The 12164-nt window shown below is 58.9% G+C and carries 10 protein-coding genes; 5 read left to right on the forward strand and 5 right to left on the reverse strand.

The window, feature by feature from the left end; genetic code table 11:
* Positions 1–43 precede the first annotated feature (43 nt).
* The 5 genes from LOY55_RS11565 to LOY55_RS11585 form a co-directional block, all read right to left on the reverse strand.
* Entirely contained in the window at positions 44–298 is a 255-nt protein-coding gene (locus tag LOY55_RS11565; RefSeq protein ID WP_109787005.1) for a colicin E3-like toxin immunity protein, read from the reverse strand.
* A 251-nt stretch (positions 299–549) separates the two neighbouring features.
* Positions 550–798, reverse strand: coding sequence for a pyocin S6 family toxin immunity protein (locus LOY55_RS11570; RefSeq protein ID WP_109787004.1), 249 nt, complete (start codon positions 796–798; stop codon positions 550–552).
* A gap of 15 nt (positions 799–813) precedes the next feature.
* Positions 814–1986: an S-type pyocin domain-containing protein gene (locus LOY55_RS11575; RefSeq protein ID WP_223523373.1), complete on the reverse strand. Its 1173-nt coding sequence runs from the start codon at positions 1984–1986 to the stop codon at positions 814–816.
* 147 nt (positions 1987–2133) lie between these two features.
* On the reverse strand, positions 2134–2493 hold the full coding sequence (locus LOY55_RS11580) for a DUF6124 family protein (protein ID WP_109788128.1): 360 nt from the start codon (positions 2491–2493) through the stop codon (positions 2134–2136).
* A gap of 389 nt (positions 2494–2882) precedes the next feature.
* On the reverse strand, positions 2883–3917 hold the full coding sequence (locus tag LOY55_RS11585) for an AraC family transcriptional regulator (RefSeq protein ID WP_077430416.1): 1035 nt from the start codon (positions 3915–3917) through the stop codon (positions 2883–2885).
* A 355-nt stretch (positions 3918–4272) separates the two neighbouring features.
* On the opposite strand from LOY55_RS11585, the gene LOY55_RS11590 reads away from it, so the two are divergent.
* The 5 genes from LOY55_RS11590 (at position 4273) to LOY55_RS11610 (ending at position 12161) form a co-directional block, all read left to right on the forward strand.
* On the forward strand, positions 4273–4839 hold the full coding sequence (locus LOY55_RS11590; protein ID WP_046028034.1) for an alpha/beta hydrolase: 567 nt from the start codon (positions 4273–4275) through the stop codon (positions 4837–4839).
* A 130-nt stretch (positions 4840–4969) separates the two neighbouring features.
* Positions 4970–6973 carry a DUF1302 domain-containing protein gene (locus tag LOY55_RS11595; protein WP_077430415.1) on the forward strand — a complete coding sequence of 668 codons (2004 nt, stop codon included), beginning with the start codon at positions 4970–4972 and terminating at the stop codon, positions 6971–6973.
* A gap of 41 nt (positions 6974–7014) precedes the next feature.
* On the forward strand, positions 7015–8373 hold the full coding sequence (locus tag LOY55_RS11600) for a DUF1329 domain-containing protein (RefSeq protein WP_046028028.1): 1359 nt from the start codon (positions 7015–7017) through the stop codon (positions 8371–8373).
* Positions 8374–8524: 151 nt separating this feature from the next.
* Positions 8525–9595, forward strand: coding sequence for a YCF48-related protein (locus LOY55_RS11605; protein WP_077430414.1), 1071 nt, complete (start codon positions 8525–8527; stop codon positions 9593–9595).
* 31 nt (positions 9596–9626) lie between these two features.
* Complete coding sequence (locus LOY55_RS11610) at positions 9627–12161, forward strand: RND family transporter (RefSeq protein ID WP_046028026.1); 2535 nt, start codon at positions 9627–9629, stop codon at positions 12159–12161.
* Positions 12162–12164 lie beyond the last annotated feature (3 nt).

Raw genomic sequence — 12164 nt, forward strand, 5'->3', positions numbered from 1 at the left:
AGTCGCCGTTTTTTTCGTTGAACGGACCAGCGTACTTGTTCGACTACCAATTTTCTCGGTAGTCAAAAGAGATTTGGTAGTCAGAATCGGTGATTTCAATGGTGTGGCGAAAGTAAGGTTGGATAATGGCGACCCATTGTCTATCAACATTAAAACCTCCGTTGTTAATGTTGTTCTCCAGGGGGATTCCGAGAGCATCAAGTACTGATTCATCATCGCCCAGATCATCAGAGAACTCTTCGCCCTCAAAACTTTCCGTTTGCTTGTCAAACCATTCCAGCCTTAGTTTTAATCCCATCGTCGTCTCACAAGTATTTTTTAGGAATATTTCGTTCAGATTTCTGATCGTTCCCACGCTCCTGCGTGGGAATGCATCCAGTGACGCTCCGCGTCACCGTTGCGTAGAACTTAGGCTTGGAGTCGTGGACGGAAAGCGAAGCGTCCACGGCGGCATTCCACACGGAGAGTGGGACCGATCAAGAACCCCGACAGGTGACTGGTCGGGGTTTTTAGTGCCTGGTGTGGTCAAATATCCCAAATTCGATATTGTTAGTCGTTGCTACAGAGTCCCATGTAATACATCAGGTCTTTTCTTAAGGGGTCACCCACCAAGCCCATAATCACACTGGCTTGATCGGGAGAGAGTGTGTACTCACCCATAGGTACATCCCACAAGGTTGACCAGCCCATGACGTTCAACACGGCATCCTCTAAGGCTTGCGGCACATCCTTTTCATATTGCAATGAATTGTCGGGATTCGACTCGGGGAAAAATCCGCTGATTGCGATAAATGTCATTTTTGTCCCTCGTCATTACTTCGTTGATGTCCGTCTTTCAGGTTTTGCTTTTCCGGTCTGTTTGCCAGTTTTTGCATCAAATTCCCCTAAGTGATCCCCTGCCCAGTTGTACACTTCGACGGCGCCATGTTGGTAATCCCACTCATAAATGCGCTTCTTACTTTCCCAGCGTTTTCGATTTCCTTTAGTCCGAACCGGATTCGCGTCGGGGAATGCCGGTAGAGTTTTTGGTGGAGGATGATAGCTGTGGTCACCACTGATAGGCCTTGCCACCACCACGTATAACGGCTTCACCCCCGACCCCACCGGAAACACAAGAATGAAGTCCTTGTACTCAGGCGGATACACCGGGTTGACGATAATGCTGTCCGCCGCCGGCGTAGGCGGATACACCCAAATGTGCGGCGCTTGCGGTGCGGCCTCCAGCGCAGGAATGCCAAGGATGTCTGAACCATCCACAGCCGGTGTCCAGATCAGCTCAACACCGTCCCCGAGATCCGCCACCTGCTGACTGCCGCGCGCTGTGAACTGCACGACATCCACCATTTCCCAATCGCGATTTTTCCCGGTGTAGAACCCGTAGCCCTTGAGACTGCCATCAGCCTGTTGCTCGACCTGCAATCGAACGCGGGTTCTGGCCTGTTTCAGGGCGCGCAGTTGGTCTTCGGTATACAGCGCGCTGTCACCCAGGCTAGGTGTCCAGAACAAGGCAACAACACCGGCCAATGTCGCGGCCCCGGCAGCGCCAAGGCCCAGGACCGGAGTAGCAAGAGTGGGGGCGCCAAGGGCGAGCCGGCCGATGCCGAGCGAGAGGGTACTGCCACTGATGGTTTCGAGATTCAGTAGCCCTGTGTCGTCTACGTCACGAGCGCCAAGCCAGGCGATTTCACCGTAATCCTTGAGGCTGTCGGTGGGGACGACGCCTGAGGGATTCGAGTAGTCGATGATGGCGTCCGGCAAGTTGCAGGACTTGGCGAACACGCATCCGGCACGAACGGTTTCATCCTTTTTCGTCGAGCCTTGAAAACGATCTTCAAAAGCCTGCTGCCGAGCGAGCATGGCGTCGTAAGCGCTTTGTCGCGCCTCGCGCTCGGCCAGTTCGGTGGTGGTCATGAAGCGGTGGGTGACGTGATGACCGTCACCGGAGGGTGGGTTTTTAACCCTGGGAACTTCCTTGTTGCCAGCCACTGATCTTCCTTGCGTTCGTCCGTCGACAGCTCCCGAAAAAGGAGCTGTGCGACGTTAACGAAGGAGGTTGATGGTGGCTGTAGGACGAGTCCTGAATGTCGACAGGACTGTTCGCTATCTCAGGATTTCAGCACGGCGCCTTTGGCGTTAAGGGGACGGATCAATGTGATCCAGCACCCGGATCGCCGTGATCTCCGCCACCATGATGCTGTTGGAAATACCCAGCAGGGCGTGGCGCGACTCGCCCTCCAGATGATCCACCAAGTGATGGACCATCACATCCACCGAGGCCAGCGTCTCGACCAAAAAAACCGCCAGGGTTTCGGCTGTGGCCTCTGGGTCCACGGCAAACAGTTTGCTGGGTTTACGCGCAGTGGCTTTGATGTCGGCATTCGATGGGAAGTGGAAGTTGAGGGCGCGCTCGGCGGCGTCGTTGAGTTTTTTTGAATCGGGTTCGTACGGGGATGCCGGATCGGTGTCTGGCGGATTGGGCGTTACTTTGAACATTGGCTCGAACCTCATATGAGAGAGGCTGCAACCAGCTCGCGACTAAACGAAAGGGAGGCAGCTGTGCACAGGTTAGTCGACCGATGAGCCAAGAAATCGGCGCGCCGAAGCGCCCTGCGCACAGCCGCCATCGAGTGCAGGCATGGGAGACCTGGCTGATAGAGGCATTGTGCGTTCTTGACATCAACGGGCGACTAAACCCGATCACTGATGGGCAGTGACATGAATCAAGTTACCGAGCGGCCTCAAGGCGCACAAGCCGGCGGATTCTGGCGTAGCCGTAGGTAACGGCGCAAGGTCTTGTGGCTTTCAGGACGTAACCTGGACGGGTTTTAAACAAGCCCTTTCGGGCGATGTTTAATACCTCAAAAATCGAAGGTTCGGCTGGCTCAGGATTCGTCGGGACCCGAGACAGGCTTTGAAGGGGTTGGCTTTTGTGCGCGCCAGGCGGCGGGGGGCATGCCGAACTGGGTGATGAACCAGCGTGTGAAGGAACTCGCCATGGAATAGCCGAGCATGTCGGCGATGCGCCCCAGCGAATAGTTCGGGTTCTCCAGGTAACGCAGCACCAGGTCGCGGCGCACGTCGTTGATCAGGTCGTTGAAGGCGCAGCCGTCATCCTTGAGGCGACGTTGCAGCGTGCGTACGTTCATGCCCTGGGTCTGGGCGATCTGTTCGATGGTGGCGCGCCCCATCGGCAGCAGCAGGTAAATGGCCTTGCGCACCTCGAACAGCAACGATTGCCCTTCAGTGCTCAGCAAAGAGTCGAGGTAACCCTGGGCGTAACGGGCCATGGCCGGGTCGGCATGGGGGTTGGTCGCATCCAGGCTGGCATTGGGGCAGACAATGCCGTTGAACTCACTGCCGAACTCCAGCGTGCAGCCGAACAGACGGCGATGCAGTTGCAGGTTGTCTGGAGGCTGGTGCGTGAAGTTGACACTGTAGGGGTGCCAATGCGCGCCTAGCAGCGCCGAGCACAAACGGAACATCACGCCGATCGCCAGCTCGTTGGCTTGCCGGGACGGTCGGAGTGTGTCGGTGACCACCTCTTCGCGAATGATCACCAACTTGCCGGCCTCTTCAATGAAGATGGCCAGCGAGTCGTTCATCAAGTGACGGTAATGCACCACGACCTGCAAGGCTTCACGCAGCGTGCGCTGGTGTGTGAGCAGCAAGCTGACCACCCCGAAGTCCGAGAGTTGACGCGACTCGGCCATGCTCAGGCCGAAGCTCTGGCAGCCACTGGCGACGGCCGAATCCTCCAGCAGACCCACGGCGGAATCGATGGGGATGCGATGCTCCGGCGCCAGCAGTTGGGCCCTGCTCAAACCATTGGCAGCCAGTACGTCACGGGGGTTGAACCCCAGGTATTGAGTGACCTCCAGGTAGTTGGTCAAGACGGCAGCGCGAACAAGCTTTGTCATGCGAAAAGTCTTCCCTGGGCCGGTAGCGTTGGAATGAGCGAGGCGACTATATCCAGCACATCATCAAATGAAAAGTTGTGGTGTTGGCGCTGATGTACAGCCGGTGACACCTCTAATCGCCCTCATCACATCGAGGTAAACCCTTCTCACGTATTGATTACAGTGGTCTTGGGCAATCTCGTTGCAGTTTTCGACCAGCGGGCACCTCACGTCGACCCCCCAAAATCTGTCATGAAAAGAAAAGCGACTGACGTCCAATGAAAAGCGCCGGGGGTGGGCGCTCTTTAATGTCAGCACTACAAAAAGCTTCTGACCACTGAGTCAGTCGAGTCATCGAGAAAGCGTAGGTGCTGATGTGGACAAACTGCAAACTGTCGCAACCGTTTTGATCGTGCCTGGCCTGCGTGAGCATGTGGCCGAGCATTGGCAAACATTGCTTGAGGCCAAACTCTGCAAAGTACGCAGTGTCCCGCCGCTTGAAACCGACAAGCTCGACTGTGCCGCACGGGTCCGTGCAATCCAGCACGAACTGGAGCAAATCGAAGGGCCGGTGATTCTGGTCGCCCACAGTGCCGGTGTCCTGATGGTCGCGCACTGGGCCGCCAAGCACAGTCGCCCGATCAAAGGTGCGCTGCTGGCTGCACCTCCGGATCTCAACGCAATCTGGCCGCAAGGCTATCCTTCCTCTGAATCACTGCGGGCCCATGGTTGGGATCCGCTGCCCAAAGGTCCGTTGCCGTTCCCAAGTCTGGTGGTCGGCAGCACCAATGATTACCTCGCCAGCCTGGAAGCCGTTAGTGATATGGCTCAGGGCTGGGGCGCCGAACTGCGAAATCTCGGTGCCGTGGGTCATCTTAATCCGGCCGCAGGATTTGGCCACTGGCCACAAGCCGAAGCACTCGTCCTCGAGCTGGATCGCTAGTTCAGGAGCCGACTGGCGTTAAGCCAACCGGCAAATGCCCTCACTCCTGGAAAGCGCAACTCCCTGGAACAAGGGGGTGCGTGAGGGCGAGTGTGCTTAAAACAAATACAAAAATGGCGGAGACAACGCAATGCACAACAATAAGAGTCACGGGTTCACAGTTTCGCGATACACCTTGCTGGCCTCGGCCATTCTGGCCGCGACAATGCCGACCGCCCACGCGTTTGAATTTGATACAGGTAATCCGGACTGGGCCGCTCGTTTGGATAACACCGTGAAGTACAACTACGGTGTGCGTACCGAAAGCGCCGACAAGCGCATGCTGGGGACGCCGAACAACAACGACGGTGACTACAATTTCCGCAAGGCGGGTACCAACATCACCAACCGTGTCGATCTGTTGACCGAGATGGACGTGGTGTACAAGAACGCCATGGGCTTTCGTGTCAGCGCCGCCAGCTGGTACGACAAGGCGTATGAGAACACCGGTTCCAACTCCAACCCGTTCGTCAACGGCAATGATGCACGCTCCGGTCTGGTCGCCAACGATCCACGCCTGGCCGGTGTCACCAACGACAACGTCGGTAATGGCAGCCCGCACCTGAGCAACTACGCCCAGCGCTACTACACCGGTCCGTCCGGCGAAATCCTCGATGCCTTCGTGTTCTACAGCACCGAAGTGGGCGAGGAGTCGATGTTCAGCGCCAAGGCTGGCCAGCACAACGTGTTCTGGGGCGAGACCATTCTCAACCCGGTGCATTCGGTCAGCTACGGCCAGTCCGGCCTCGATCTGGCCAAGCTGGCCGCATCGCCGGGTACTGAAGCCAAAGAGCTGTTCGTGCCGCGTAACCAGTTGTCGATGTCGTTCACCGTCAATCCCGAGTTGACCGTGGGCGCCCAGTATTTCCTGAATTGGGATGCTGCGCGTCTGCCGGAAGCGGGCACCTATTACGGTGGTTCCGACTTGGTCGGCTTCGGTGCGCAGTCGTTCCTGCTCGGCAACACCAACGCCGTGGTACCTGGCAGCCCATTGGGTTGCGGCCTGGCGCCGTGCAACGGCTTGACCAACGTGCGTCGCGGTCATGACCTGACACCGCACGACAGCGGCGACTGGGGCGTAATGGCCAAGTGGTCGCCAGCCTGGCTGGATGGCACGCTCGGCGTTTACTACCGCGAAACGTCGGAAATCCTGCCGCAAGCGTGGCTGGATGCCAGAGGCATTACCTCGGCCAACCCCAACGGCACCCGCCCGACCGGGCAAGTGCCTGCGGTGGTCAACACCCTCAACTCGCTGAACACTGCCACCTATCAACTGGCCTATGCCGACAACATCAAGATCGCCGGCCTGAGCCTGTCCAAGGACGTGGGCGGGGTGAGCGTGGGTTCGGACCTGAACATCCGTCACAACATGCCGTTGGCCAGTATCCCGGCGATTGTCAGCACCGCCAGCCCGCTGGGTCTGGGCAAAGGCCTGGGCCTGTTGCCGGCGCGTACGGATGCCACGGGTGTGGTTTATGACACCCCGAGCCGCGGCGACAGCATGAGCGCCACCGGCGACACCTTGCACTGGACGCTCAACGGTCTGATGACCCTGCCGAAAACACCGGTGTTCGATCAGGCAACAGTGCTTGCTGAACTGTATTACAGCAACCTGTTGAGCCTCGATGACAAGAACGAAGCACTCTACAAGGGCAAGGGCACCTATCGCGGCATCGACGCGCCGACCCGTGACAACTGGGGCCTGGCCGTCAACTTCACCCCGACCTGGTACCAAGTGTTCCCAGGCGTCGACCTCAACGCTCCGATGTCCGTCAACGTGGGTCTTGACGGCGTGTCACCGGTGTCCGGTGGCGGTGCCAAGGACACCGGCAACTATGCCGTCGGCGTGGGTGCCGTTGTGTACAACAAATACTTTGTCGACCTGAAATACGTGGACTCCTTCGGCCAGACCGAGAAGTGCAATAAAAGTGGCGTGAGCACCGGCCCGACGGGTGGCGATGGCTCTACTCCAAACGCTTTTAGCGGTAACGAAAACTATGCGTGCTACGCCGGTGGCTATTCGTCCTTCTCGGGTGGCGGTGCCACGACTGAAGACCGTGGTGCTGTTTACCTGACGATGAAAACCACCTTTTGATTCACCACTGATTTGCTCAATGCAAGCAGGAGAATAACAATATGAAATTTGTACAAACCCTATTGGCTGCCTCGCTGGCGATGGTCATCGCTGCTCAGGCACACGCCGCCGTATCGGCCCAGGACGCCGCCAAACTGGGCAGCAACCTGACCCTGGTCGGTGCTGAAAAAGCCGGTAATGCCGATGGTTCCATCCCCGCCTACAACGGTGGTCTGACCACGCCGCCGGCCAGCTTCAAATCCGGTGACAGCATGCGTCCGGATCCTTTTGCCAGCGAAAAGCCGCTGCTGGTCATCGACGGCAAGAACGTCGATCAGTACAAGGGCATGCTCACCGCAACCACGGCGGAACTGGCCAAGCGTTTCCCTACCTTCCATGTTGACGTGTACCCGACTCACCGTACCGTCTCGTTGCCTCAGGCCATCCTGGACAACGGCGTGAAAAACGCCACTGGCGCCAAGTCCCTTGAAGGTGGCCTGGCCATCGACAACGTGTTGCCGGGCATTCCGTTCCCGATTCCGCAGTCGGGCAACGAAGCGATGTGGAACTTCCTGTTGCGCTACCAAGGCGTCAGCATCAGCTCCAAGTACGACTCCTGGAACGTCGACTCGGCTGGCGTGGCGAGCCTGGCGACCACCGGGCAAGCGAACATCTCCTACCCGATCTATGAAAACCTCTCGCAGCCGATCAGCAGCGCTGACGTGTACTACCAGATGAAGCTGCAGTACACCGGCCCGGCGCGTCGTGCCGGCGAAGCAGTGATGCTCAAGGACGCCGCCAACCCGTTGCAACAACCGCGTCGCGCCTGGCAGTACTTGCCTGGCCAGCGTCGGGTCAAGCTCGCGCCGAACCTGGCTTACGACACGCCTAACCCAGGCACCGCAGGCGCAGGCACCTACGACGACGTGTTTGTGTTCAACGGCGCGCTGGACCGCTACGACTGGAAGTTGGTGGGCAAGCAGGAAATGATCGTGCCTTACAACACCTACAAGCTGACCTACGTCCAGGATCCGAAGTCGCTGACCACCCCGAATCACCTGGCACCTGATTTTGTGCGCTGGGAAAAACACCGCGTATGGGTCGTGGAAGGCAACCTCAAGGCCGGTGCCCGTCACATCTACCAGAAGCGTCGCTTCTACCTCGACGAAGACAGCTGGACAGCTCTGGCCTCGGACCAATATGACGCCCGTGGTCAGCTCTACCGTGGTTCGTTTGCCTTCCTCAGCCAAAGCTATGACAAGCAGGTTCCAGACTCCACCCCGTTCATGATCTATGACCTGGTGGGCGGTTCCTACAACATCAACGGTGTGGTCGGCCCTTACGGCGGCATCAAGTACATCGAACCGCTCTCCAAGGCTCAGTGGTCGTCGGAATCCCTGGCGGGCGCCGGCATTCGCTAAGCAAACCGCGACAAAACGTTCATGCGGTCCACGGCTCACAAAGCCGTGTGACCGCGCGACGGTTGGTGCTCGCTGATCAGCGCGGCGCCAGTTCTTAACGTCGGGCTGCATGGTTGCAGGCCCTGACGCGGTTTTCCCAAGAGGACGCGGTATGTGTTCGAAAAAGTACCTGCAGCTGGCGTTCGGCGCCCTGCTTGTCTTGTCACAGGGCGCCACCCAGGCGGCCGGCTATATCGATGTGCTGGACCTGCCTGCCAGAGTCAGTGCCTTGGCGGTCAGCAGTCCGTTGTCCGGCATGACCCGTGCGGGCGACCGTTTGGTTGCCGTCGGGCAGCGTGGACACATTCTCTATTCCGATGACAGCGGTAAACACTGGCAGCAAGCAGCCGTGCCAGTGAGTGCCGATCTCAGTGCGGTCAATTTTCCATCTGCCAGGGAAGGCTGGGCGGTCGGAAATGACGGCGTGGTGTTGCACAGCAGTGATGCTGGCGTGACCTGGACCAAACAACTGGATGGACGCCAGATCGGTGAGTTGCTGGTCAAGCATTACGATGCATTGGCCAGCGCCGAACCGGGTAACGAAGAATGGTCGCGGCTGGCTGCCGAAGGCCAGCGACTGGCAGAGCAGGGCGCCGACAAACCTTTGCTCGACGTCTGGTTTGCCAACGAACAGGTCGGCTATGTGGTCGGCGTGTTCAACCTGATTCTGCGTACCGAAGACGGTGGCCAGACCTGGACCCCGTTCCAGGATCGCACCGACAACCCGCAAGGCTTTCACCTCAATGCCATCGCTTCGACTGGCGACGCTTTGTATATCGCCGGCGAGCAAGGTCTGTTGCTCAAATGGGATGACGTCGGCCAGCGTTTCGCCGCCGTACAAACCCCTTATCAAGGCAGTTTCTTCGGCGTGATTGGCAAGCCGGGGGAAGTGGTCGTCTACGGATTGCGCGGCAACGTGTTGCGCAGCACCGATGGCGGCCAGAGTTGGACCGCGCTGGACAGCGGCCTGCACATCAGCGTCACCGCCGGCCTCATCGATCTCCATGGCGATTACCGCCTGTTCACCTTGGGCGGGCAGATGCTGGTCAGCCAGGGCACTGGCGCGCAATTGCATCTGGTTCAGCGCCCCGTACCGACGCCGATAGCCGGCGCCACCCAGGCCAACGACGGCTCACTGGTGGTCGCGGGTAGCCGTGGTGCCCGGGCACTGTTCGTCGAATAAGACCTTGAACCTTTAAAGCGAGAACCCAGACATGGGCAATATCAAACAAGACGCCATGCCGGTGATCCGCGACGTGCGCGATTTCGACCGTAAATCCGGCAATCTGCTCGAACGGCTGGTGTTCAACTACCGCCCGCTGTTCATGCTGATGATGGCGCTGGCCACCGTGGTGCTGGGCTACATGGCCGCGACACGCCTGGAGCTGCGTCCCAGCTTCGAAAAAATGATTCCGCAAAGCCAGCCGTACATCCAGAACTTCCTGGAAAACCGCCAGTCGCTGCGTGGCCTGGGTAACTCGGTGCGCGTGGTGGTGGAAAACACCCAAGGCGATATTTTCGATCCCGGTTACCTGGACGTGCTCAAGCAGGTCAATGATCAATTGTTCCTCACCGAGGGCGTCGAGCGGGCCTGGATGAAGTCGTTGTGGAGCCCGGCGGTACGCTGGACCGAAGTCACCGAGGAAGGTTTCCAGGGTGGCCCGGTGATGCCCGATACCTACCAGGGCAAACCTGAAGAAATCGAGCAACTGCGCCAGAACATTTCCCGTGCCGGTATCGTCGGCAGCCTGGTGGCCAGCGACTTCAAATCGAGCATGCTGATTGTGCCGCTGATGGACAAGGCAGCGGCTGGTGGCCAGCGCATCAACTATCACGCGTTTTCGCAGATGCTCGAAGAGCAGTTGCGCGACAAGATCGAGTACGCCGGTGACAGCGCAGCGCGCAAGTCCGGCGTTGAAGGCAAGGGTCACTACAAGGTTCGGGTGATCGGTTTCGCCAAGTTGATGGGCGACCTGATCGATGGCCTGATTCAGGTGATGATGTTCTTCGGCCTGGCTGTCGTGACCTCGCTGATCATCATCTACGCCTACACCCGTTGCGTACGCAGCACCCTGCTGGTGGTCGGCTGCTCGTTGATCGCGGTGGTCTGGCAACTGGGCATCGTCGCCTGGCTGGGCTACGCCATCGACCCGTACTCGGTGCTGGTGCCGTTCCTGATCTTCGCCATCGGTGTGTCCCACGCGGCGCAGAAGATGAACGGCATCATGCAGGACATCGCTCGCGGCACCCATAAACTGATCGCCGCGCGCTACACCTTTCGCCGTCTGTTCATCGCCGGCGTTACTGCGCTGCTGGCCGACGCCGTGGGCTTTGCCGTGTTGATGCTGATCGACATTCCGGTGATCCAGGACCTGGCCATTACCGCGAGTATTGGTGTCGCGGTGTTGATCTTTACCTCGCTGCTGCTGATGCCGGTTGCATTGTCCTATGTCGGCGTCGGCGCCAAGGCCGCCGAACGTGCCCTGAAAATCGACACCCGCGCCGACCGCCACAAAGGCTTCGGTCGCTTGTGGGATATGCTCGACCGCTTCACCACCGCCAAGTGGGCGACAGGTGCTGTGCTGGTCGCGTTGCTGATGGGCGTCGGCGGTTTCATGGTCAGCCAGCACCTGAAGATCGGCGACCTGGAAAGTGGTGCGCCGGAGTTGCGTGCCGACTCGCGTTATAACCGTGACAACGCTTACATCACCCAGCACTACGCTCTGTCCAGCGACCTGTTTGCGGTGATGATCAAGACTGCACCGGAAGGCTGCCTGAACTACAAGACGCTGGTGCTTGCCGATCGCCTGGCCTGGGAACTGCAACAGAATCCGGGCGTGCAGGCGACCACGTCGCTGGTCAACGCCGTGCGTCAAATCACGGCCGGGACCTACGAGGGCAACCCCAAGCTCAACAACATCCAGCGTAACCAGGACGTTCTGAACTACGCCGCGCAACAAGCCTCGGTCAACTCTCCTGAGTTGTTCAACACCGATTGCTCGCTGATGCCGGTGATTGCTTACCTCAAGGACCACAAGGCCGAAACCCTGGATGCCGTGGTCGCCATTGCGGACAAGTTTGCCAAGGAAAACAGCACCGATGATCGTCAGTTCCTGCTGGCTGCCGGCAGCGCCGGTATCGAAGCGGCGACCAACATCGTGGTGCGCGAGGCCAACCACACCATGCTGCTTTACGTCTACGCAGCGGTGACGTTGTTCTGCCTGATCACCTTCCGCAGCTGGCGCGCGACGCTGGTGGCGCTGTTGCCTCTGGTCCTGACTTCGATTCTTTGTGAAGCCTTGATGGTGGCCATGGGCATCGGCGTGAAAGTGGCGACTTTGCCCGTGATCGCGTTGGGGGTGGGGATCGGCGTGGACTACGCGTTGTATCTGCTCAGTGTGCAGTTGCATTTCCAGCGCCAGGGTCTGTCGCTGTCCCAGTCCTACCGCAACGCCGTGTCGTTCACGGGCCGGGTGGTCGGCCTGGTCGGCATCACCCTGGCGGCAGGCGTGGTGTGCTGGGTCTGGTCGCCGATCAAGTTCCAGGCTGACATGGGCATCCTGCTGACCTTCATGTTTCTGTGGAACATGCTCGGCGCGCTGATCCTGATTCCGGCCCTGTCGTACTTCCTGTTGCGCAATCGGGCGCTGGAACGGGGTGACGTTACCGACGAAACCCCAGCACAAACCGATACCTGCGATACCGCTCAACGTCCTGGCATGCCCCATGCCGTGACCACTTCCGAGTAAGTT

Source organism: Pseudomonas sp. B21-040 (genome assembly GCF_024748695.1).
Classification (GTDB): domain Bacteria; phylum Pseudomonadota; class Gammaproteobacteria; order Pseudomonadales; family Pseudomonadaceae; genus Aquipseudomonas.